We start from the raw sequence: 22,895 nt of genomic DNA, 5'->3' as shown, positions 1-22,895 counted from the left end.
TCTAAATAAATACAAATCATATGCTATATCAACCTCTTTTATTTTTAAGTGGCTTAAACGGAATTATACTTTTAATTGTCGGATTAGCTGTCTTTTTAATTTTTGCATTCTTTGTCGTATTGAGTGCATTCTATAAGAAAATCCCGCAAGGAAAAGCGATCGTCCGTACCGGTGTTGGTGGTACAAAAGTAGCATTCAACAAAGGAATGTATGTTGTGCCTGTATTTCACAAAATGGAGATCATGGACATCTCGATCAAAAAAATTGAAATCGCTCGTATGCAAGGTGAAGGTTTGATCTGTAAAGACAATATCCGTGCAGATATCAAAGTTGCGTTCTTCGTCCGTGTCAACAAAAATGTGGATGATGTGATCAATGTTGCCCAAAATCTGGGCTGTGACCGTGCAAGTGAACCCGAGACATTAAAAAGTATTTTTGAATCTAAATTCTCCGAAGCGCTAAAGACAGTAGGTAAGAAATTTGATTTTATCGAATTATATGAAGCTCGTCGCGAATTCCGTGATGAAATTCTAGACGTCATCGGAACAGATCTTAATGGTTATATCTTAGACGACTGCGCGATTGATTACCTTGAACAGACCGACATCGAGCATCTCAATCCAAATAATATCCTAGACAGTGAGGGTATCAAAAAAATCACCGAATTAACGGCCAAACAAAATATAAATGCCAACTTCATCCGTCGTGATGAGGAGAAACTAATCAAAAAACAAAACGTAGAAGCAAGGGAAGCGATTCTAGAACTAGACCGTCAGCTTGCCGAAAAGGAAGAGAAACAAAAACGGGAAATTGACAATATCAAAGCACGCGAAGAAGCCGAAATAGCAAAAGTCCGCGAAGAAGAACGTCTCAAGTACGAAAGCGTCCGGATTTCTACCGAAGAGCAACTAGCTGTTCAAGAAGAAAATAAACTGCGTCAGATTATCATTGCTGAAAAGAATAAACAACGTACCGATGCTGTAGAAGCAGAACGTGTAGAAAAAGATCGCGCCTTAGAACAGACAGAACGCGAGCGCATTGTTACCTTGGCCCAAATCGACAAAGAACGTTCAATCGAGACGGAGAAGAAAAGTATTCAAGGAGTTATCAAAGAACGCGTACAACTGGAAAAAGGTGTTGTTGAAGAGCAACAAGGCGTCAAAGACATCGAAGTATTCCGCGAAGTAGAACGTAAGAAACAAGCGGGTGTTATCGCGGCATCACAAGAAGCAGAAGAAAAATTAATTTCAACTGTTAAAGCTGCCGAAGCTGCAAAAATTGCAGCAGAACAGGAAGCAGAGAAAAAAGTAATCGACGCAGAGGCTGCTCGTAAAATTGCCGAAAAACGTGCTCAGGAATTATTGATCGATGCCGAAGCGAAAAAAGAAGCGTCACTCAAAGAGGCAGAAAGTCGTAAGATCATCGCCGAGGCACAAGCCAAAGAAGAAGCTGCACTTGGCTTGTCCGAAGCCGAAGTTATGGTTGCCAAAGCTGAAGCTGAAGAGAAACAAGGTACTGTTGAAGCTAACGTAATTGAGAAGAAAGCGGAAGCGATGCGTAAAGAAGGCTTAGCACAGGCGGAAGTGGTGCGTGAGAAAGCGCTTGCTGAAGCCAAAGGTATCGAAGAGAAAGCTGAAGCGATGAAGAAATTAGATGGTGTGGGCAGAGATCACGAAGAATTTAAATTGCAATTGCAAAAAGAACGTGATATTGAACTCGCACACATCAATATCCAAAAAGACATTGCTCAAGCACAAGCTGGCGTGTTGTCAGAAGCACTTAAAACGGCAAAAATCGATATTGTTGGTGGAGAAACCATGTTCTTTGAGAATATCGTCCGTCAAGTTTCCAATTCCAAAGGTTTTGATCACTTGATTGACAACTCTAAACATGCCACAGATATTAAGAATTCACTTATAGGCCCAGATGGACAAGGAGACCTCGCAGAGAAGGTCCGCGGATTAGCCGATAAATATGGAATTTCTACAAATGACATCAAGAACCTCACCGTTTCTGCAGCACTGATTAAACTTCAAAAAGCGGCTACTGACGCCGAAAATGGTGAAGATACTAGCTTTATCAATTCTTTGTTCGGATTGGCGAAGAACCTAGGAATTTCCAACAAGAAACTTTAAACACCGTCATTATCTTGAGCCTAACAAAGAGTAGAATCTTAACAGGCTCAAGATATTTTTAAAAATTTAGACCAGACGTAAGATGCGTTTTATCCTATTTTCTGTTTTTATATTCTTAAATACATTAGTTGTAACAGCGCAGACTGTTCAGCAAAGATTAGATTCATTGTTCCAATCGCTCAATCAAGACGGTGAACTCAGTGGAGCATTCTTAGTGGCCGACAGTGGTAAAGTTGTTTTTGAAAAATATTTAGGTTTTCAAGATGCTTCCAAAACAGAAAGAATAACAAGCAATAGTCGATTTGAGTTAGCTTCTGTCAGTAAACAGTTTACGGCAATGGCCATTATGCAATTAGAAGAACAAGGTAAGCTATCTTATGAGGACGATATTATCAAATATTTCCCACATCTAAAATTCAAAAATGTTCGTGTTAAGAATCTATTGCGCCACACCTCGGGGATACCAGATTTTTTCAGTTTCCCCGAGAAATGGATTGATACGAAGAAAATAAATACAAATCAGAATCTCCTCAGGATCATTGAAACAAAGATGGATAGTACATCTTTCAAACCGGGAGATCAACATGTTTATTCGAACATAAACTATATGCTCTTGGCCCTAATTGTGGAAAAAGCGTCTGGCCAATCGTTTGCAAAGTATATGCATCAGCATATATTCAAACCTGTTGGAATGAATAATACGACAGTATTTTCGGCTCGCTCACCAAATGTGGATCTTAGAAATTATGCACATGGAATGGCTTTTGATGTAAAGACAAATAGTTTCAAAAACGTCGATGACATTGCTATATACAAGTATGCGAAGTATTTTGATGCCGTAAGCGGCCCCTATGGAATAAGCAGTACAGCCCAAGATTTATTCAAATGGAATCAGGCTATTCAAAATAACATATTACTAAAGCAGAACAATTTTTTAAGAGCAATCTCTGCTGATAGACTCAATAATCGCAAGCTTATTCAGAAAGGAGACTGGTATTATGGATTTGGATGGGTTTTCAAAGACAGTACAGATAATAAAGATAAAATGCATTTTCATGATGGTGAGTATTCAGGATATAAAAACATTATCGTCCGTGATTTCGCACATCAAAAATGTATCATAGTACTGATGAACAAATGGAATACTATAGATGTACTTCCTTTGACATTTGCGATAGACGCAATTCTCAAAAAAAGAAAAACACCTGCTATTGAGCGAGAGAAACTTACAGGTGCTATCACGCTCGTTGAGTCCCAGATAAAACAGCTATTGGGAACATATGAGTATACGAAACAGCCTGATTTGAAGTTTAAAATTACAGCAGATGATAGTGGTAATCTATTTGCCCAATTATCGGGACAAGCCGCCATTGAAGTCTATCCCAAGAATAATCTGGAGTTATTTTATACTGCTATACAGGCCATGCTGAAATTCAGCAAAGAAAATGATGAGGTATCAACATTGACCTTATATCAAAATGGTCAAGAGTTAACATTCAATAAAGTGAAATAAGCGAAAGAACAAGCTGAAACTTATGCCAGAAGAAAACGTAACAAATCAGAACGACTCCCTTGATCAAGGGGCATACGAGATTATCCGGAAGCGGCTTCTTACACAAAAGGAAGAGCTTTCTATCAAACTCCAGCAACTAAATAATGCCCGCAAGGAAGTATTTAATGCGACAAGTTTTATACTCAAGGCCAATCAACGGATCACCACAGAAAATAACTGTGTTGCTCGTGGTATTTTAGCCCTCGACAATCTATGTATATTCGGTTATAACGTCCATTTTGGGTTACGTACCGAAATTAAACTCGAAGATGTTTTCAGTGTATATACATTCGAAAACAATCAGTTTATCCCACAATCACTCGATCTGATCAATGATCCTAATTTCATTGGCGATTATCAAAATTTATATAAATACTATCGCGACTCGATCTTTTCCAAGTTTCGACGTACGGAAAACTATCTTTACATGATCTTTCAGACCAGCAAAAATCCTGCTGACCTGAAAGCATTCAAGTGGTTGATTAAAGACGGGAAGCTCCAATATCAGGACGACCGCAGCATCCATGAGGTCAAATTGCCCAACCAATTTGAATTTGACTGGACAAAAACAACTTTAGAAGACCGTCGCCTTGGAAAACACCCGCACATATCCATTAAGGATAAAATCTTTATAGAAGCGATCAATGGCGATATTACGTTCAAAATTGAAAACAATACCGATACGGGGAAAGGAATCTTCTCCGAAAAAGTTTCAAATGCCGACCAACAATTGGATGATGCGGATTACTACTATGCTGACCTTGGCAATTTGATTGCCGTACGCGTTAAACCGTATCAAGAAGACTTCCGTGCATTTGTCTTTAATCAACGGACAAAAGAAGTTGTGAATCTTAAATCGCTGAATGAATCAGCCATTTTACTACCCGATAATCAAGGAATCATTTTTTCTAACGGATACTACCTGCAGAATGGCACCCATAAAATCTTTGACGTCCAGTTTGACCAAGTTAGTTTCCTTAGACGCATAGCATCACCAAACGGTGAAGACTTTCTCTATATCTTTTGTCAAGAGGAAACGAATACCTACATCTTACTGTCTTATAACATCATTCAGCAGCATGTCGAAACTCCGATCATCTGCAATGGCTTCACACTTTTTAAAGACGGTAGTTTAATTTACTTCCACACAGAGGCCGAAGCAACAAGGCATCATCAGGTTCAGATCTGGGAAACCCCTTACATGGCCGTACTCAAAGAAAATGAGCTGAAAAAAGACGACCCACTTTATAAGGTTGGTAATAAACAGATCGTACAGGCCATGGCCGAGGCACAAGAGGTCATACAGCTCATCAACAAAGAAGACAGTTATGAAGGTCTTTACGAGGATATACTCAAAAAATCGACTGTCCTGCTTGACTCCTATTTTTGGATAAAGGATGAAGCCTTGTCAAACCTTGGGCAGCCCCTGGCACAAATCAAGGAGGTTGCCAATACAGCAATTGACGAATTTGTTAAGGTCCAAGCCCAACGCAAATACGCCACAGAGCTCAATGGCAGTGCCGAGAAGAAAATGGAAGAACTTACCTTTTCCATCAATAGCACTGTAGTCGAAAAGCTTGATCAACTTGTTCATCAATTGGCAGATTCACGTCGTTTACAGGGTGAAATCATTGACCTCAAAAATGTCAAATATATTGATGTAGCCCGTATCGATGTTTTACTCGATAAGCTACAGTCAATCACTACCGAACTCGCAGAAAAGACAATTACTTTCTTGCTCCGCGACGAGGCTTTACAACCTTATGAGCAGAAAGTAGAGCAACAGAAAAACAATGTTGCCGCAATTGTCAAAGTCTATGACGCTAAAGCGATCGAGGAAGCCAATTCGGCTATATCGAGTGAGTTGGAGCTATTGATCGATATTCTAAACAGTTTAAAAATCGATGACTCCACCCAAACCACCAAAATTATCGAGAAGATAGCTGTTATTTTCTCTTCCTTGAATGAAGTCCGGGCGCAGCTTACACGCAAACTCAATTCATTAAAAAGTACGGAAGCCATTGCAGAATTCTCTGCCCAACTGACATTACTGGAACAGTCTGTCACCAACTATCTTGAACTTTCTACAACTACCGAGAAAGTAGATGAGTATTATACCAAGGTTATTGTTCAGCTTGAAGAACTCGAAAGTAAATTTTCTGAGTTTGAGGACTTCGCTTTAAAGATTGCTGATAAACGCGATGAAATTATCAAAGCATTTAATTCCCGCAGAGAGCAGATCGTTGAACAGATCAACAAACGCAGCTCTTCATTAGAGCAAATTGGACTTCGTGTATTAAAGAATATCGAAAACAAATCAAAGACATTTGCCACGCGTGAGGAAATCCTAAGTTTCTTTGCTTCAGATTTGATGATTGACAAGATCAGACAGCTGGTACAAGAACTGAAAACGCTCAGCGATGTTTCAAAAGCAGAAAATCTTGAAAACCTGCTCAAAAAATCTCAAGAGGATTCATTACGCATTTTACGTGACAAGAATGATCTTTTTGTTGATGGAGAGAATATCATCGCCTTAGGCAAGCATAAATTTGCTGTCAACAACCAATCGCTCAGTTTGACACTCGTGCGCAAAAATGATGAACTATACTTTCATCTTACCGGAACGAGCTTCTATCAAAAAGTCAAAGGATCCGAGATTGAAAACTTTAGAGATATTTGGGATCAGGAACTGATTTCCGAAAACAAGGACGTATACCGGGCTGAATATCTCGCCTATAAAACATTTCTTGCTTCCAAAGGACAGCTAGATTTTGATGCCAACCTGTTTATCAATCAGACAGTGGAGCAAAGTTATTCGGAAGGCTATGTCAAAGGAGTTCATAACTTTGATGCTCTGGTAATCTATGATACCATCAAACAGCTAGACAGCAAGCTTGATCTTTTACGTTACGATGCTCATTTGCGTGCGATGGCACAGTTGTTTTGGCATTCACTTGAGCAAAACGAGCAGGAAAAACAGAAAGCGTTGATCCAGTCTACACATTCGGTATTAAAAGCATTTCCAAATTCCACACGCTATCAATCTATTGTGGACGAACTCACCAAATTATTCACCAATTGGGACACTCATTTGGATCGCTCGACAATTCATGCGGAGGACGTCGCGAGCTATCTTTTCCAGACGTTCACAAGCTACAGCAAGTTTGTCGTCAGTGAGCAATCGGATGAACTTAAAAAAGCTTTCATCAGGTTATTGGAAAACAAAAAGAGTTTCAAACTCTTTGAAGCAGATATTCAGCATACACAATTTAGTCTCGTAGACCGGTTCTATTTGACCTTAAATTGGCTAAATTCTTTTATCGACGAGAACGATGATTACCAGGCCTTCCACAAGTACATTGAGGAAACTGCAGTCACACTCCTTTATCCAAAGGATGAATACCAATTGATCATCGCCAAAGACAATGCGCTCATCCAGGGATTAAAGGGAAATCACGCGATCTTGAACAATGGAGAAGAGCAGATTCAATACCATCAATTTCTGCGTAGATTGAAGACATTTGCTGAATTGAATGTCCCTCGTTTTCAAGAATTCGCTTCTTTGAAGGAGCAGCTTGGAAAAACATACGCCAAGGAGCTGAAAATCGGAGAATTTGAACCAAAAGTCTTAACATCTTTTGTCCGAAATAAGTTGATCAACGAAGTTTACTTTCCATTGATCGGAAATAACTTGGCCAAACAACTTGGAGCAGCTGGCGACAATAAACGTACCGCCAGAATGGGTATGCTTCTCCTCATTTCTCCGCCAGGTTACGGAAAGACAACATTGATGGAATACCTCGCGAAAACCATGGGATTACATTTTGTAAAAATCAACGGACCTACAATAGGGCATTCCATTACTTCAATTGATCCTGTGGAAGCGAAAACTTCTGGTGAACGTGAGGAACTTAAGAAGATTAATCTTGCTTTCGAAATGGCCGACAATGTAATGCTCTACCTCGATGATATCCAACATTTGAATCCGGAATTCCTACAGAAATTCATTTCACTGGCTGACGGGCAACGTAAGATCGATGGTATTTTTGAAGGAGAGAGTAAAACATACGACTTGCGTGGGAAAAGATTCTGCATCGTGATGGCTGGAAACCCCTATACAGAAAGCGGGTCCAAATTTCAGATTCCAGATATGCTTGCCAACCGTGCGGATGTATACAATCTAGGGGATGTGATCGGTGATACCGAAGCACTTTTCAATCTAAGCTTGATCGAAAATGCGGCAATTGAAAACAGCTACCTTGAAAAAATAGCAAGCAAATCTTTCAACGATTTCTATGCTTTAGTGAACTATGCGCAATCGGTGGTAGACCAACTTCCCGATTTAGAAGGGAACTACCTGAAGCAAGATATCGATGATTTTATCACGGTATTAAAACATGTATTAAAAATCAGAAATGTGGTTATCAAGGTCAACCAAAATTATATTCAAAGTGCGGCTATGCAGGATAATTACCGAACAGAACCACCGTTCAAAATGCAAGGGTCCTACCGAAATATGAGCAAGCTCATCGCGCAAGTCGTGCCGATGATGAACGATCAGGAAATCGATCAAGTTCTCCTCGCACATTATGAAAGCGAGTCACAAACCCTCACTGCCGATACAGAAAGTAATCTTCTAAAATTGAAAGAACTCGCTGGGTTGATCAACACCGTGGAGCAAGAACGATGGGAACACATCAAACAAATCTTCCGTAAGAACAATAAACACGGTGGTTTGGCTAAAGATGACAAGGTATTTGCACAAATGCAGGACTTTAACGAAAATTTAGAGGGTATCATACAGGCCATTCGTGCCTATAAAAATTAACATTTTTCATAATTTTTCCGGCTGACTATAAAAGGTTAGTCAGCTGGAAAAACTATTCTAAATGTAAACACAACAGTGTTGTTCCATGAATAGCAATTGAGGACTACTTGTTTACCACGCCCGAAGAGACCGTAAATATCCCAAAGTCGTCGATCAGCATACGTTCCTTAACAACTCCATTATAGGCCATCAGACGGTCTAATTCTTTCTGCGAACGACGGCGCATCACCCAGTCTTTTTTCTGATGACTGTTTAACACGTAAGCAATCATCTTTAACTGTGGATGCCAGGGCTGTCCAGTATAAACTAAATGACTGCTTGATTCACAAATCGAAGTTGCGCCTTTTACAGCTCTACTTGCCATTTCATTGTCACCAAAAAGTTCGAAGATACCTGAGATAATAACAATATTAGGTTCAAATTCCAATTTGGAATAGGTAGCTGGATCAAAACAATCGTAGTTGGTAAATCGTATTCCCTGCAATCCCTTTCTACGGATAATCTTCTCTCCTACCTCGATATTTGACAACAGGAACTCATTAATCACAATTTCGGCTTCGGGATATTTCTCTTTGATATCAAATAAGTAATTTCCGGTACCACCCGCAATGTCCAATATCTTAACGGTTTTTCCAGCAGCTTTAACTTTCGTTATATGCTCTTCCAACAACTTTAACAAGTGTTGTTTTCGAATGCGAATTCCTTTCCAGCCGATGGCCTCCAGATAACCACGGTCGAGGATACGGCCAAAGCGATTTTTACCCTGCGATTCATTGCGATAGACGTAGTCCAGCGAAATGCCAGAATCAAATCCAAACTGCAGGCCTAAATTCATTCCTTTACTTAAGGAACCTATTTTACCCAATGCCCATTTCTGGACCGCATAATTAAATTTTTCCCCCGCAGGAAGTAACTTATGATATAATTGTTCATACTCTTTCACCGAAAACTCATCGGGTTCAAGCGTCAGCTCGGGACTTTGGCGGGCATAGGCCTTGTCGATAAAGTTTCGTAGATACTGGTACACCTTCTGCCGGTTTGTTTCAAATAGAATCCCATGGTAGAAATTACGTAATGTAATAAAGGTCTTCAATTTTGAAGCAATTGTCACAAAGAATTTTTTCTGTACTGAATTCTTGACCACATAATCTTTTTCAGCAGAAAGGACAATCACAGGTATATCAATCGCCGCTGCGTCTTCAACGATACGCTCGCCAGCTTTTAATAGATCAACCAACAAAGCACCATTGATAGATTTGGAAATCAAAGGATCGGCATCGTATGCCTTCTGCTGATCTATATCGTGAGTCAACACTTTGGATTTGACATAACTCTGGATAATTAAATCTTTTTTCAGCTTTGTTCCCAAAGCAATCATCTGATTTGCCAAGGGCACATATAATTTAATTTCAAATGCAGGGGCCAACAATGCAATACCTGCGACTTTAGGCGCAAAATCATGTACCCAGGCACTGACCACAACTCCCGCAATACTATTGGCGATAACGAAAATGTCTTTCGAATCAACCAAATATTCACAGTTTATATAATGAACGAAACTATCCAAATCCCGCACATAATCCATAAAGATCGGTGAAACTGGTTCTTTCGTATAACCATGTCCGCGCAAATCAAATGCAAAGATTGAATGATCGGCAAACTGTGGATCTGTAGCCATCTCTTGCAGACGTTCCGAATGCTCATGCCCACGGTGCAGTACGATCAATGCCCGCTGTCCGGCCTGATAATTCCAAACACGATATAATAACTCCCCTTGATCAAAACTCTTGAAGTAACCTGATTTCATGTATAATTTTACTGACTAATATCCAATAGTATATTTCATAACAAAGATCATGCAAATGACCGTCTAGCTATTCTTCCCGACCAGCACCTTCATCAACTCAAGTGCATGTTTATGCAATACAAGATGCTTATTATGAGATTTAACCCGATCTATAGCATCCATTAAATCTAAAGATAATATTTTTTGTGACAATAGAACAGCAAAAATCATACTCCTGCTGTAGCCCATTGTACAATGTATAATCATATTTTCACCTCGCTTCAATTGTTGATAACTGATTACGAGCGCTGCCAATATCCTTTCGGCATCCGACAATTTAATTGCTGCTATATCCAACAAAGGAAACGAATGATAGTTTTCCCCTACATGTAGGGACACTATTTCTTCCAATTCAGCAGCCAAATCAAAAACAAGCACCCGTTTATTCAGACCAAGTGTATTAAGGTCTCCCCTTGTCGCTCTTGGCCCTACATAACAACCTGGTAAAACCTCAAATAAAGGCGGATTATTTCTTCGTCTGAAGAAACGCCACAGCAACCAATATATGCCTTGATATGGGCAATAAAACAATTTCTTAAATCCAGGTATCCAACCATTTTCTTTCTTTAAAAACCTTGGATTGCTGATTATATAATTCCTTCCAACAGCAAAGCAGACTAAGGAAGGCCAACATAAGAAATATACCACAAATGTATAGGTCCCACCCCACAATGCCAGTAACAGTAAACTCCAGCCAATGGCATAGTAAACATTACCAATTCCTTGATTTCTTCGAAAAACTGTTGACTCCAAGTTTACTTCCTCGCTTCTTACGGTGGCAAAAAAAGGCAAATCCCCGTGCTTTCCCATAAATAGTCTGCGTTGCCCTGTCTCAAATGGATACGGAAACAGGGCGAACCCAACATGAACCAAAATCAACGCGGTCAACACATCCACCAGATGGTGCTGATAAACGGTAAGTGTAGCAATCCCCATGAATAGCAGCCAAATCCCCACTACCCAGCGTGTCCAGCCTTTTAGCTTCCTACCGAGCACAGACCAAAACAGACATGCATACGCCACATGCAGCGAAGGTGCTTGATTAAATGGAGAGTCATGCTTACTTAAAAAGGTGAAGAAGAATTTAAAAATAGGATGCTCAACGCTAGGCCGATCAAAAGAAAATCGCAGGGGAAAAATAAAAAAACAACAAATAGAGACGATGGTAATGAAACTGAAACGCTTCGTATAGACCAAAAGCTCTTCTCGACTTCGACAACAGAAAGGAACCAAAGCGAAGAACAAACCGCTACTCATGTAAGGGATAATCATCCAAGAAACGAACGGCATAAAGTGTTCAAAAGGAAACGCAAACGAAGATACAGTAGCCTGATTTGCAGCATGGACCGCAGCAGCAGAATAAGTCAACTGGAAAAATAGCGCACAATAAAGGAAAACAGCAAATCGCAGTCCCCTATTTTTCAGTCGTTTTTCATCCATTTGGCCTTCCTTGACATAATTTTATTCAACACAATATTTGGAAGTAGTCCCAGAGATGCCATCAGCCACTTCATACGCTTCGGAAAAACGACTTGCTTCTTCTTCTGTTCGATAGCTGTCATTATACGCTGTGCTGCATTGTCTACAGGGATTAAGAATGGCTTCTTCGACAAATCTTGCTTATTGAGCGCTCTCAGTTTTTCCGTATCCACATAGCCCGGAGCAATAACAGTAACCGCAATTCCATACGGATAGAGTGCCCTACGATACGCATCAGCCACTTGGATTGCAGCACGCTTTGTCTTACTGTATAGGCTTGAATTGGGAAAATGGAGCGTTCCCGAAACTGATGCAACGATTACAATTTGTCCTTCCGACTGACCTTGCATAGCAGTTCTTGCCACTTCAAAACAATTTAAAGTGCCCATCATATTAACTTGTAGCATAGCGACCGCCTCCGGATAACTTATTTGCTGAGCAACGTCATCCGCGTAACTCCCTGTACAATTGATAAAGAGATCCAAAGATGAATGCCCACAAAATGTATCGACCGCATCCTGAAGATTGTTCAATTGACATACATCTACTTCAAAACTTCGGAGACTATGCGTCCAGGAATATGCTGACATTTTCGTCAGATCGCGCCCACATACCGCTACCTCTGCTCCTTGCTCAAGGTAACGCTTGGCCAAAGCAAGGCCTATTCCACTTGTACCACCGGCAATAAATACTTTCATTTCAATGAATTTAATGTCACCTCATAGCCATAGTTCCATTGCGCTTCCATCGCTTCAGCAAATTCTTGTTGATCAATCGGAAAAGACAGTGTAACTTCAAATTTAGACCAATCAATTCCTTTTTTACAGTATTTCCCAGTTAATTGTTCCGCGGCATCCTGTGTATCAATCCAATGTGCATCCGGAAATTGTTGTTTCAAATCTGCTAATCGTTTATTTCCGCTAAAGCCCAATACCGCCCGAACTAACGCTTCTTCTTGTGGTTTATAAGGTTGTTTATGCTCACATATGATGTTTTGAGCAAGCGACTTTGCTAGCTCCATTGGAACAAGATCAATTGCTCCACCAGCGTAATAGGTTTTATCGAAACATACAGGTTCAATATAATACATATCGGACATCGAAATACGGGCCGCCTGTAACATAGAAAACTCAGCACTCAAATGAACCGCTTTAGCCACTGCACTATGCTCGTAATTACTATCCGAAATTCCTATTGCCTCAACGGGCACGTTTGCCAATACATCCTGAGTTCCCATCAATATCTTTTGATATAGTTTCTGGTCCCCACGCCGCTGTCCGACTTCAGACGGACTGAACAGCATTTTAGCACCGACCACAAGTGCTGGAATTGCTGCTGAGAATGGTCTATCCAATGTAGGCAATAGTAAGGAAAGATCCTGTTCCATATGGACGAGATAGCGATTAAAAACGTCCTCAATAAAGGGTGCCCGTTTTTTATTAAACTGTTTTTTCAAAACATATAGTCCCAGCTTTCCCAAACGGCGCTGTTCGGTAAGGCGATGATGCAGGAAAAACTGATAAAACTCGTCTGATTGCACATAGGACTTGCGGGCTTCATGTGTAGCAAAAGCCTGTATAACAGCAACCGCCATTGAACCACCACAGCTCGCGATAAGCAGATCTGGTTTTAAGCCCAGCTCATCCAGCGCAGCGTACATACCAAGATATAGACTGAACCGAGTTCCACCCCCCGAAAATAAAACAGCACGTTGATAAGCCATCAGATTGAAATTTTAGTTAGCCTTCTCTCTACTACATTCATCAAATCCTATTTAATTCCCTAACAACAGGATAATCAAAGCATAAAACAGTGGCGCATTAAAGATCAGACTATCGATACGATCCAATAAGCCACCATGCCCAGGAATCAATGTTCCAGTATCTTTCACTCCTGTCTTTCTTTTCAGATAGGAAAAAAGGACATCTCCCCAGAATCCCAAAATACCGAAAATCAAACCGAACAACGAAAAGTATAGAAAATTCTGAAATGGCAGTAAACAATAACCCAATAAATTACTCAGTATAATTGTTAGGCTGATACCGCCCACACACCCCGCAATTGTCTTATTTGGACTAATACGCGGAACGATTTTACGTTTGCCAAAAAACTTGCCCATCAGGTATTGAAAGACGTCATTCAGTTCCGTTAACACAACAATATATCCGATTAATTTTAGTCCTAGGAACTCGTTGCCATCTATTTCGATGGATCGGATAAAAGCTAAATGGCTAAATGCAAGCAAACAAGCTACAGCTCCAAAAAACAGCCCAAATAAAGCTCCCTTTTTAACCTTAAAACCATATTTGAAAAACAAAGCAGTCCCCAAACACAAGAAGCTAGCCAACAAGATATATTCTCGATAGGAACAAAAGTATAGGAGCAACGCTTGCAACAATGCCATGCAAAGAAACACCAATGGTTGCGTCTTCCATTCAGGGATAAACATACGAGCAAACTCGCGCATCCCTTGAAAGGTGATCCAGGCCGCAAACAAGGGTGATATTGTTGGTGGAACGAAGGCAACCGCCAACACCAAGACAATATAGCCCCAGCTTCTAACACGAACAGGAACATCTGCGAACTTGCTATTGGCATCAGCCATGCGCCACAGCCTTTCTCAATCGAGTTACCGAACTCAAAAGCAACAGTAAACACAAAACACCAAAAATATAGCCTGAAAAAGCAACGATTGAAATATGCAATAATGCTAAAATTCCATATACCCCCAACAGCAAAGCACGATCACTTTTACCCATCGGCCCATCGTAACGACGATCATTGGCAATTACCTTCCCTATCAATCCACAAAATTCATTCACAACACTCAATACAATAAAGGCGACGATTGGATACACACTTTCCGGATGAAACTTCAGCAAAGGAAAAAATAACACGACGTCCGAAACAATGTCTCCGACTTCGTTCAAGACTTCGCCCGTCTTGCTCGTCTGATTAAAAAGTCGTGCCATCATGCCATCCAATGCATTCAATGCCATTCGTAACAATAATCCGACGGGCAACGCCAAAAAGAAAATCGGGAAAAGATCGGCATACCAGAACAGTAAAGCAATGATCAAAGACAATATAATAGATCCGATCGTGATCTGGTTTGCCGTTACCTTTTTTCGATGTAAAAAGTTCAAGATCGGCATCAGCAACTGCTGAAATTTTGGTTTTAATTTATAAACAGAAATCATATTGTACGAGCTATAGCTCTCTTTTTTATTTTTTTTAAAAAAAAATTTGCATAGTGTAATAAATACACTATATTTGTGTCATCATAATTTAGGTTTATAATTGGTTATTTAAGGTTTTCATTCTCCCCGTTTGGAAACCTTTTTTTTTGCCCTAAATTATGGATTACCATCGTCCGCCGGCACCACCACCACCAGAAGATCCGCCACCAAAACTACCACCACCGCCACTACTACTAGATCCGCCACCAGAGCTGCTTGATGTTGAGCGCACTTTGACCGGTGTTGAGTGTTCGCCATGAGATACCCGGTGTCCACAGTTCTTACATAAGTCAAAACGCTCCTCTAAGCCTTGCGAACTATAGGTTGCTGCACGTATCGTCTTGGTACGCCCAGTCTCAAATGTTCTATAATGACATGCAGGGCAATCACTGAACCCAACATTTTCATCCCAGGGAACCAGCTTTGTTTCATTGTTCGTCTGATCTATCCATATTTCGTACGAACGGCTACCGATTTTTTCCTCTAAAAGCTGCCCCTTATCCAGGTATGCACTTTCTCGGGTAGACACATCATCCTTATTCATGCGTAACCAACGTCCTGAACTATCAGGCGGAGCCAAACGCAGTTCATTTTTTCGAATCCGTTTATTTAATCCTATAAGATCAAATAATGCCAATGGACTAAGCAATAGAGGTACAAGTCCCCAGATACGAAATTTACGCAAGGCCTGCTGGATATTTTCCTCATCACGATAGGAGTTAACAATCTGCGTGCGGCTTGCATTATATTTCATCGCCAAAGTGATGCTGCCAAATACAACTATAAAATAGGGTAAATTTTTCCACTGATAAACCACCTCAAAATTATTGAGGGCAAAGGCACAGATAAACACCGAGATAAACATTAATATCCCCATACAGCCACATCCGCTTACCAAAGGCGGAAAATATTTACTCTTTTTCGTCAACTGCCCCTTGATCGCTCGCGTCACCTCACCCAGCCAGATATAACATATTGCAAACAAGCCCAAGACCAAAAGAGAGTTGCGCAGGATAGGACTTTTAAAGCTCCAGACCGGCGTTGCCTCCGGCATTAAACGCTCCAGTTCAGCCTTACTATCCGGTGAGGTAAGTATTGTCTTAATAAATTCTGCTGCCTCCGTAACACCACGGTCGTAATCTTCATTCCTAAAATTGGGTACGAGATATTTTTCGCCAATACGTTTTAAATAGGCATCGGGCAAAATACTTTCCATACCATACCCTGTAATAAAACGGTATTCATGTCGGTCTTTAGCAATAAACAACAAAAGCCCATTGTTACTTTCCTTCTTACCGATACCCCAGGTATTGAATAATTTTAAGGCAAATTCGAAATCACTGTCGCCAACATAATCATTCACAACAACGATGGCAAATTCACCTTTTGTAGCAGCCTCAATCTGCGTCGATAAGCCATCTAATTCGGCCACTGTACCCGAGGATAGAATTCCATCAGGATTGGAGACAAAATAATCCTGTCCTTTTACTTTGGGACTTGGCAAATTGTCTGCTGTATAAGCAATAGATTGTCCAAAAGACGATAGCCCTGTTAAGCAGCTTCCCAACCAGACTAAGAAAAAGATATAAAATCGATGTAAGCTTCGCATAGTTTTACAACAGCAAAATTTGGTTCATTGTCACGATATTAAGAAAAAAAAATCAAACAAAGGTTTCCGTCAAAAAAAAGCCCATAATCAACCGATTATGGGCCTGTATAATTCAATATTCGTTTAAGACGCTCTGTCCTATCAATGTATCCTAGCAATTACTTTCTATAATCATTTTGTTGAGCAACAGCGACAGTACACGATCCTGTTTATGTTGTTTATAAAGAAGCTATGCTTAGAAAGGCTAGAATATTAACTAAAGCAGTATGGCAATATGAAACTTTCCCATTCGCTGTCAATGACCAAGCCAATGTAAAATCAAGACACCGATCAATCCAATAACAGAAACGAGCGTTTCCATCACCGTCCATGAGCGAAACGTATCCTTCATGCTCACTCCAAAATAAGATTTAAACATCCAAAACCCTGGATCGTTGACGTGTGAGAACATGAGACTACCCGCTCCCGTCGCTAGCACCATTAATTCAGGAGTAACCTCTCCTGCCTGCACAATGGGAAGCATAATGCCCGCTGCCGTGAGCCCAGCAACACTAGCCGAACCGATAACTAGGCGAATGATACCGGCTATTAACCATGCAAGCACAAGAGGCGACAAGCTCAGGTCTGCGGTTAGATCAGCGATGTAGTTCGCTACACCACTATCTACCAAAATTTGCTTGAAAGCGCCTGATGCTGCAATGATAAAAAGGATCATCATTATTCCGCGGATTGCTTCTTCCACACTTTCTGATTGCTGCCGCAAACTTTTACCTTGGCGGATACCCATTGTGTACATCGCTATTAACGACGCAATCATTAAAGCCACTACCGGGTCACCCAAGAAACGTAGTGCATTTAGCCAAAAGGAGCCTTCTGGAAATATTAGATGTGAAAATGAACCTAAAGCAATTAAAATTATTGGAAAAAGCCCCGTAAATAGACTAATTGCAAATCCGGGAAGCTCTTTTCGATCTGCTTGATTGTGCTCAGGAAAAAACTCGGCTGGTGGGTTGGTCGGAATACGCTTAAGCATCCTGCCAAAGAGCGGTCCACCTATAATGATGGCAGGAATTGCCACAACAATGCCATAGGCCATTGTTAAACCTATATCCGCTTTATAGGTAAGCGCTATGGCCGTAGCTCCCGGATGTGGTGGCAAATAACCGTGTGTCACGGATAGCGCTGCCAGCAACGGAATGGCTACGTAAAGCAAGGGCATTTTATTTGAAGCGCATACCATGAAAACGAATGGTACTAACACGATAAAGCCAACATTGTAAAATAAGGGAATTCCTACCAAAAAGCCCGTGAGAACCATTGCCCAAGGTAAATTCTTTCTGCCAAATACAGCCGTTAGTACCGTTGTAATCTTTTCCGCAGCACCACCCTCCGCCATCAATTTCCCCAGTAGGGACCCGAAAGCCAACAATAGTGCCAACTGGCCCATAGTAGTACTCACTCCGGTTTCAACAGATTTAAGGATATCGACGGCACTCATATTCATGGCAAAACCGACCGCAACAGAGGTTATCAGTAATGAAAAGATCGTGTTTAACCTGACGACAGTAACTAAAAGAAGTAGTAAAGCTACTCCCAAAATAACGATGATTAGAGGCATAATAATTTATATCTAATTAAAACTCACCTTCCAATATATTGTACAGGTGTTCAAATTTCTGGAAGTTCTTCCTATATACAGCGTGATTCTCCGCACTCGGTTTATAATAGTGCTCGGTATCTTGCTTTTCTTCCGCTCGCTTGTTTTTTATAATAGGTTCACCTCCCTGTATACCCAATGCCTCCAAGCCGATCAATGCTGCTCCCCATGCAGAGCTTTCTACCGTATTTTTGGTAAATACAGGTTTATTGAAAATGTCTGCAAGCATCTGTACCAACAACGATGAACGCGCTAAGCCCCCGCTTGCAAAGATCGTATGAATGGGACCGGCGTTCTCCTCTAATGCGATTCCTACACTGTAAATTGCAAATAACATCCCTTCCATCATGGCACGTGCAAAGTGCGCCCTGCCATGATGCAACTGTATTCCAAAATAAACGCCTTTTGCATTGGAATTCCAATGCGGTGCCCGTTCACCAGTTAGATAGGGCAAGAATATCAAGCCCTCTGCCCCGGGAACGACAGAGTCAACCAAAGCATTTAACGACACGGAAGAATCTCCATCTGCTTGCATTTGTGTTAATTCGCTCAAGAAGTTATCTCTAAACCAGTTGCGTAATACACCTCCATTGTTAACCGCACCACCAATTATGTATTCATTTGGTCTTAGCAGGTATGTAAATAGCCGTTGTTTTTTTTCTTGATTTGCCTGCGAACTTGCTACGCGAATAGCTCCACTGGTACCGACAGTTACCGAAGCTACTCCAGGACGTATAGCCCCAACTCCAAGATTAGCCAAACACCCATCGCTACCACCTATAACAAAAGGGGTATCTTCAGGGATGTGCATCAAGGCCGCAATTTCTCGACTAGGCATATTTAAAATATAATCGACCGGAACTGGCGATGATAGTTGCTCTTCCGATATGCCCACCAAGCTTAATGCCTGGTCAGACCATCTTAGGTGATGTATGTCGAAAAGCCCTGTTGCAGATGCAATGGAATGATCAACCATGTAAACTCCAAACAGCCGGTAAAAAAGAAATTCTTTGATACCGATAAACTTGTGCGACTGAGCAAATAATTTTTGATCGTTGGACTTTATCCACATTAATTTGCAAAGTAAAGACATGGGATGTATCGGTGTACCCGTCTGCTGATAAAGCAGCCTTCCAGCCTCACTTGCCTCCAAAGCAACCGCAATATTCTCACTTCTGCGATCTGCCCATATAATGCAATTGCTAAGTGGCTTTCCTGCCGAGTCAACAGCGATCAGTCCGTGCATAGCACTGCTCACCGAAATACATACGGGTTTCGGTATCTCAGCACTAGCTTGCTCTAAGCTAATCATTACATGCATAATAGCATGAATACATGCGCCATAAACAATGTCCGGATCTTGCTCATACCAGCCTTCCGACGGGTTTAATATGGGATAAGGTATACTATGCTGAGACAAGATATTACCTTCGTAGTCAAATGCAACAGCTTTCGCAGATGATGTCCCAATGTCTAATCCAATGATCATAAATAAAATTGATGTTTAGGAAAGCTCAATATACGGATTATCTGTTGGTTTACAACAAAAGGCTCAATACCAACAAAGTAATTGTGGCGAGAAAAGCGCCGCATACCGATCTGTAGATAATTGCCTTTCATAGTATCAACAAAAATGGCAAATTTCAACTTAGAAAAACGGTATTAAACGATGAGTATAGATAACTATGATTTTGGAATAGTTGGACTCGGCGTAATGGGACTTAATTTATTGCTGAACATCGCCGACAACGGTTTCGCGAGGTATTGAAAGATGCTATCGCAAACGGGATACCCGGATACGTAAACGCACGCTCTTAATTTGATGCCCATCGGTTGGAAAAATTACCTAAAAATTTTTTACAAGCACAACGAGACTATCTTGGTGCACATACCTATGAACGTATTGATCGAGAAGGCATCTTTTACACACTTTGGGATTAAGAAAAAAAGCTTAAAGATTCGATCAATCTTCATTTAAAACACAAAAAAGCGGCTTTTTCATATAAAGCCGCTTTTTATAACTGAACCATCTATCGGGTTTACACTCCGTTGATCTAGATGTTATCGTTCGATATCCTTCAAGCTACTCATCTTCTTGTATTCCAAGAAACCTTTAATATCTTCAAAATGCTCCCGTACACGTTTATTGCCGAATTCAAACACTTTCTCTGCCAAACCATCTAAAAAGTCACGGTCATGCGAAACAAGGATCAATGTACCATCGAAGTCTTTTAAAGCATCTTTGATAATGTCCTTTGTCTTCATGTCCAAATGGTTTGTCGGCTCATCGAGAATCAATACATTGACCGGTTCCAACAACAATTTTATCATCGCCAGACGTGTTCTTTCTCCTCCAGATAGCACTTTCACCTTTTTAGTCGTATCATCGCCACTAAACATAAAAGCTCCTAAAAGATCTTTCATTTTAACACGCACTTCACCTACAGCGATTTGATCAATGGTATCAAAAACGGTCATCTCCCCATCTAGCAATGCGGCCTGATTTTGGGCAAAATAACCAATTTTCGCATTGTGGCCTACTTTCAGCGTGCCTTCAAAATCGATCTCGCCCATAATTGCTTTGATCATGGTCGATTTACCCTCACCGTTCTTCCCGACAAAAGCGACCTTTTCACCACGCTCAATCACCATATTTGCTTTTTGGAAAACAACGTGTTCATCATAAACCTTGGTTAGATCCTCAACGATAACAGGATATTGACCCGAACGAGGGGAAGGTGGGAATTTGAGACGCAATGCCGAAGTATCTACTTCGTCGATCTCAATGATTTCCAATTTCTCCAACATCTTTACACGTGATTGCACCTGCAATGTTTTAGAATAGGTACCTCTGAAACGATCAATAAACTCTTGATTGTCCGCAATAAACCGTTGTTGCTCCTCATACGCTTTCAGCTGATGCTGGCGACGCTCCTGACGTAGTTCTAGGTAATGACTATACTTGGCACGATAGTCATAAATGCGCCCCATCGTCACCTCAATTGTTCTGTTGGTAATATTATCGACAAATGCTCTATCGTGCGAGATCACAATAACAGCCTTAGCCGAATTGACCAAGAAATCCTCCAGCCATTGAATACTCTCGATATCCATGTGGTTAGTGGGCTCATCCAATAAAATCAAATCCGGCTTTTTCAATAATATTTTAGCTAATTCGATACGCATCCGCCAACCACCGGAAAACTCAGAAGTCTGTCTTGTAAAATCAGAACGCTCAAAACCGAGCCCCTTCAAGACCTTTTCAACTTCTGCATCATAGTTAACTTCCTCAATCGAATAGAACTTTTCACTTAATTCGGATACACGCTCGATCAATTGCATATAATCATCAGACTCATAGTCTGTACGGATATTTAATTGCTCATTCAGGTTTTCCAACTCATCACGCATACCATAGACTTCTTCGAAAGCCTTTGATGTTTCTTCAAAAACAGTCACGTTGTCTTGTGTGAGCAAATGCTGCGGTAAGTACGCTATGATGGCATCCTTTGGGCCAGCAACATTTCCAGTCGTAGGCTTGCCTACCCCTGCGATAATTTTCAGCAAGGTAGATTTACCAGCACCGTTTTTGCCCATCAACGCGATCTTATCATTCTCGTTGATGGAGAAAGATACATCAGAAAAAAGAGTTGTTCCCCCAAAGGAAACAGAAATATTATTTACGTCAATCACTGTATATTCACTTAATTTTGGCACAAAGATAAGCGAATCAATCTTATAAATAGACAATGGTGCATTTTTGTGTATCTTTGCGCCATGCGTTTTGATATTATTACGGTCTTACCCGACCTTTTAGAAAGCCCATTTGCACACTCTATCTTGCAACGAGCAAAGAATAAAGGCTTGGCTGAAATACACGTTCACAATTTACGAGACTATTCCACAAATAAACACAAGAGTGTCGACGACTATCCTTACGGAGGTGGATCGGGTATGGTCCTTCAAATTGAACCTTTTGCCAAGTGCATTGAGCAGTTACAGGCCGAACGGACATACGATGAGATTATCTATATGACGCCCGATGGAGAAACCTTCAATCAGGATATCGCAAACGGATTATCCACAAAAGGTAATATGATGATTCTCTGTGGACACTACAAGGGAATAGACCAACGTATCCGCGATATTTATGTAACAAAAGAAATTTCTGTTGGTGACTATGTACTATCTGGAGGCGAGCTCCCAGCGGCAATTGTTACAGACGCAATTATTCGTTTGATTCCCGGAGTTTTGTCGGACGAGACATCTGCACTTTCAGATTCTTTTCAGGATGGTTTGCTCGATGCTCCAATCTATACACGCCCTGCAGACTGGAAAGGCCACAAAGTACCCGATATTCTCCTCAGTGGACATGAGGCAAAAATCGCCGCCTGGAAGGATGAACAGCAGTTAAAAAGAACACAAGAAAGACGTCCTGATTTATTAAATGATTAAGAAATAAGGTGAATTTTTGTTTTTTTGTCACAAAAAGTTTGCTTATTTATTTTTTTTTATAAATTTGTGTAATAATGACACGAAGATATACAAAT

Annotated in this window: 16 protein-coding genes and 1 pseudogene; 6 read left to right on the top strand and 11 right to left on the bottom strand. The window is 40.8% G+C overall.

Going from position 1 to position 22,895, the window contains the following annotated elements:
• Nucleotides 1-20 precede the first annotated feature (20 nt).
• The 3 genes from AB1Z56_RS23175 (at nt 21) to AB1Z56_RS23165 (ending at nt 8,515) form a co-directional block, all read left to right on the top strand.
• Nucleotides 21-2,135, top strand: a complete 2,115-nt coding sequence (locus AB1Z56_RS23175; RefSeq protein WP_426790314.1) for a flotillin family protein — start codon at nt 21-23, stop codon at nt 2,133-2,135.
• Nucleotides 2,136-2,217: 82 nt separating this feature from the next.
• The gene (locus tag AB1Z56_RS23170; RefSeq protein ID WP_426790313.1) at nt 2,218-3,648 is read left to right on the top strand and encodes a serine hydrolase domain-containing protein; all 1,431 of its coding nucleotides are present in this window, start codon (nt 2,218-2,220) and stop codon (nt 3,646-3,648) included.
• Nucleotides 3,649-3,670: 22 nt separating this feature from the next.
• Nucleotides 3,671-8,515, top strand: a complete 4,845-nt coding sequence (locus AB1Z56_RS23165) for a DNA repair ATPase (RefSeq protein WP_426790312.1) — start codon at nt 3,671-3,673, stop codon at nt 8,513-8,515.
• Between the two features lie 103 nt (nt 8,516-8,618).
• Here AB1Z56_RS23165 and AB1Z56_RS23160 read toward each other — a convergent pair whose 3' ends face one another.
• The 10 genes from AB1Z56_RS23160 to AB1Z56_RS23115 form a co-directional block, all read right to left on the bottom strand.
• On the bottom strand, nt 8,619-10,322 hold the full coding sequence (locus AB1Z56_RS23160) for a bifunctional alpha/beta hydrolase/class I SAM-dependent methyltransferase (protein ID WP_426790311.1): 1,704 nt from the start codon (nt 10,320-10,322) through the stop codon (nt 8,619-8,621).
• A gap of 63 nt (nt 10,323-10,385) precedes the next feature.
• A complete protein-coding gene (locus AB1Z56_RS23155) occupies nt 10,386-11,801 on the bottom strand; it encodes a hypothetical protein (RefSeq protein WP_426790310.1) in 1,416 nt (471 codons plus the stop codon).
• A complete protein-coding gene (locus AB1Z56_RS23150; protein ID WP_426790309.1) occupies nt 11,783-12,538 on the bottom strand; it encodes an SDR family NAD(P)-dependent oxidoreductase in 756 nt (251 codons plus the stop codon). The genes AB1Z56_RS23155 and AB1Z56_RS23150 overlap by 19 nt, the downstream gene beginning before the upstream one ends.
• Nucleotides 12,535-13,563, bottom strand: coding sequence for a patatin-like phospholipase family protein (locus AB1Z56_RS23145; protein ID WP_426790308.1), 1,029 nt, complete (start codon nt 13,561-13,563; stop codon nt 12,535-12,537). The genes AB1Z56_RS23150 and AB1Z56_RS23145 overlap by 4 nt, the downstream gene beginning before the upstream one ends.
• A gap of 51 nt (nt 13,564-13,614) precedes the next feature.
• Nucleotides 13,615-14,445, bottom strand: a complete 831-nt coding sequence (locus AB1Z56_RS23140) for a phosphatidate cytidylyltransferase (protein WP_426790307.1) — start codon at nt 14,443-14,445, stop codon at nt 13,615-13,617.
• Complete coding sequence (locus tag AB1Z56_RS23135) at nt 14,438-15,040, bottom strand: CDP-alcohol phosphatidyltransferase family protein (protein WP_426790306.1); 603 nt, start codon at nt 15,038-15,040, stop codon at nt 14,438-14,440. Before AB1Z56_RS23135 ends, AB1Z56_RS23140 begins: the two co-directional genes overlap by 8 nt.
• 163 nt (nt 15,041-15,203) lie before the next feature.
• Nucleotides 15,204-16,688, bottom strand: a complete 1,485-nt coding sequence (locus tag AB1Z56_RS23130; RefSeq protein ID WP_426790305.1) for a TPM domain-containing protein — start codon at nt 16,686-16,688, stop codon at nt 15,204-15,206.
• 295 nt (nt 16,689-16,983) lie between these two features.
• Nucleotides 16,984-18,306, bottom strand: coding sequence for a gluconate:H+ symporter (locus tag AB1Z56_RS23125; RefSeq protein ID WP_426790304.1), 1,323 nt, complete (start codon nt 18,304-18,306; stop codon nt 16,984-16,986).
• Nucleotides 18,307-18,322: 16 nt separating this feature from the next.
• The gene (locus AB1Z56_RS23120; RefSeq protein ID WP_426790303.1) at nt 18,323-19,834 is read right to left on the bottom strand and encodes a gluconokinase; all 1,512 of its coding nucleotides are present in this window, start codon (nt 19,832-19,834) and stop codon (nt 18,323-18,325) included.
• Nucleotides 19,835-19,883: 49 nt separating this feature from the next.
• On the bottom strand, nt 19,884-19,952 hold the full coding sequence (locus AB1Z56_RS23115) for a putative cross-wall-targeting lipoprotein signal domain-containing proteiin (RefSeq protein ID WP_426792400.1): 69 nt from the start codon (nt 19,950-19,952) through the stop codon (nt 19,884-19,886).
• 62 nt (nt 19,953-20,014) lie between these two features.
• Between AB1Z56_RS23115 and AB1Z56_RS23110 the strand changes: the two genes are divergently transcribed.
• Together AB1Z56_RS23110 and AB1Z56_RS23105 are read left to right on the top strand one after the other, a co-directional pair.
• Complete coding sequence (locus AB1Z56_RS23110; protein WP_309359989.1) at nt 20,015-20,113, top strand: NAD(P)-binding domain-containing protein; 99 nt, start codon at nt 20,015-20,017, stop codon at nt 20,111-20,113.
• Between the two features lie 62 nt (nt 20,114-20,175).
• Nucleotides 20,176-20,286: pseudogene (locus tag AB1Z56_RS23105) on the top strand (hypothetical protein); the annotation flags it as partial.
• Between the two features lie 120 nt (nt 20,287-20,406).
• Here AB1Z56_RS23105 and AB1Z56_RS23100 read toward each other — a convergent pair.
• Nucleotides 20,407-22,038, bottom strand: a complete 1,632-nt coding sequence (locus AB1Z56_RS23100) for an ABC-F family ATP-binding cassette domain-containing protein (protein ID WP_426792399.1) — start codon at nt 22,036-22,038, stop codon at nt 20,407-20,409.
• An 84-nt stretch (nt 22,039-22,122) separates the two neighbouring features.
• Here AB1Z56_RS23100 and trmD point away from each other — a divergent pair, with 84 nt between their 5' ends.
• Entirely contained in the window at nt 22,123-22,800 is a 678-nt protein-coding gene (trmD, locus tag AB1Z56_RS23095; RefSeq protein ID WP_309359987.1) for a tRNA (guanosine(37)-N1)-methyltransferase TrmD, read from the top strand.
• Nucleotides 22,801-22,895: the final 95 nt, after the last annotated feature.

It is taken from the genome of Sphingobacterium sp. WOUb80 (genome assembly GCF_050058145.1).
Lineage (GTDB): Bacteria > Bacteroidota > Bacteroidia > Sphingobacteriales > Sphingobacteriaceae > Sphingobacterium.
Note: the sequence above shows the minus strand (reverse complement) of the source record. Positions and strands in the feature narration are given on the sequence as shown.

What these genes read in the sequence shown, in the direction of transcription:
- AB1Z56_RS23175 (WP_426790314.1), top strand. Translation starts at nt 21, where the DNA reads ATGCTATATCAACCTCTTTTATTTTTAAGTGGCTTAAACGGAATTATA.
- AB1Z56_RS23170 (WP_426790313.1), top strand. Translation starts at nt 2,218, where the DNA reads ATGCGTTTTATCCTATTTTCTGTTTTTATATTCTTAAATACATTAGTT.
- AB1Z56_RS23165 (WP_426790312.1), top strand. Translation starts at nt 3,671, where the DNA reads ATGCCAGAAGAAAACGTAACAAATCAGAACGACTCCCTTGATCAAGGG.
- AB1Z56_RS23160 (WP_426790311.1), bottom strand. Translation starts at nt 10,322, where the DNA reads ATGAAATCAGGTTACTTCAAGAGTTTTGATCAAGGGGAGTTATTATAT.
- AB1Z56_RS23155 (WP_426790310.1), bottom strand. Translation starts at nt 11,801, where the DNA reads ATGGATGAAAAACGACTGAAAAATAGGGGACTGCGATTTGCTGTTTTC.
- AB1Z56_RS23150 (WP_426790309.1), bottom strand. Translation starts at nt 12,538, where the DNA reads ATGAAAGTATTTATTGCCGGTGGTACAAGTGGAATAGGCCTTGCTTTG.
- AB1Z56_RS23145 (WP_426790308.1), bottom strand. Translation starts at nt 13,563, where the DNA reads ATGGCTTATCAACGTGCTGTTTTATTTTCGGGGGGTGGAACTCGGTTC.
- AB1Z56_RS23140 (WP_426790307.1), bottom strand. Translation starts at nt 14,445, where the DNA reads ATGGCTGATGCCAATAGCAAGTTCGCAGATGTTCCTGTTCGTGTTAGA.
- AB1Z56_RS23135 (WP_426790306.1), bottom strand. Translation starts at nt 15,040, where the DNA reads ATGATTTCTGTTTATAAATTAAAACCAAAATTTCAGCAGTTGCTGATG.
- AB1Z56_RS23130 (WP_426790305.1), bottom strand. Translation starts at nt 16,688, where the DNA reads ATGCGAAGCTTACATCGATTTTATATCTTTTTCTTAGTCTGGTTGGGA.
- AB1Z56_RS23125 (WP_426790304.1), bottom strand. Translation starts at nt 18,306, where the DNA reads ATGCCTCTAATCATCGTTATTTTGGGAGTAGCTTTACTACTTCTTTTA.
- AB1Z56_RS23120 (WP_426790303.1), bottom strand. Translation starts at nt 19,834, where the DNA reads ATGATCATTGGATTAGACATTGGGACATCATCTGCGAAAGCTGTTGCA.
- AB1Z56_RS23110 (WP_309359989.1), top strand. Translation starts at nt 20,015, where the DNA reads ATGAGTATAGATAACTATGATTTTGGAATAGTTGGACTCGGCGTAATG.
- trmD (WP_309359987.1), top strand. Translation starts at nt 22,123, where the DNA reads ATGCGTTTTGATATTATTACGGTCTTACCCGACCTTTTAGAAAGCCCA.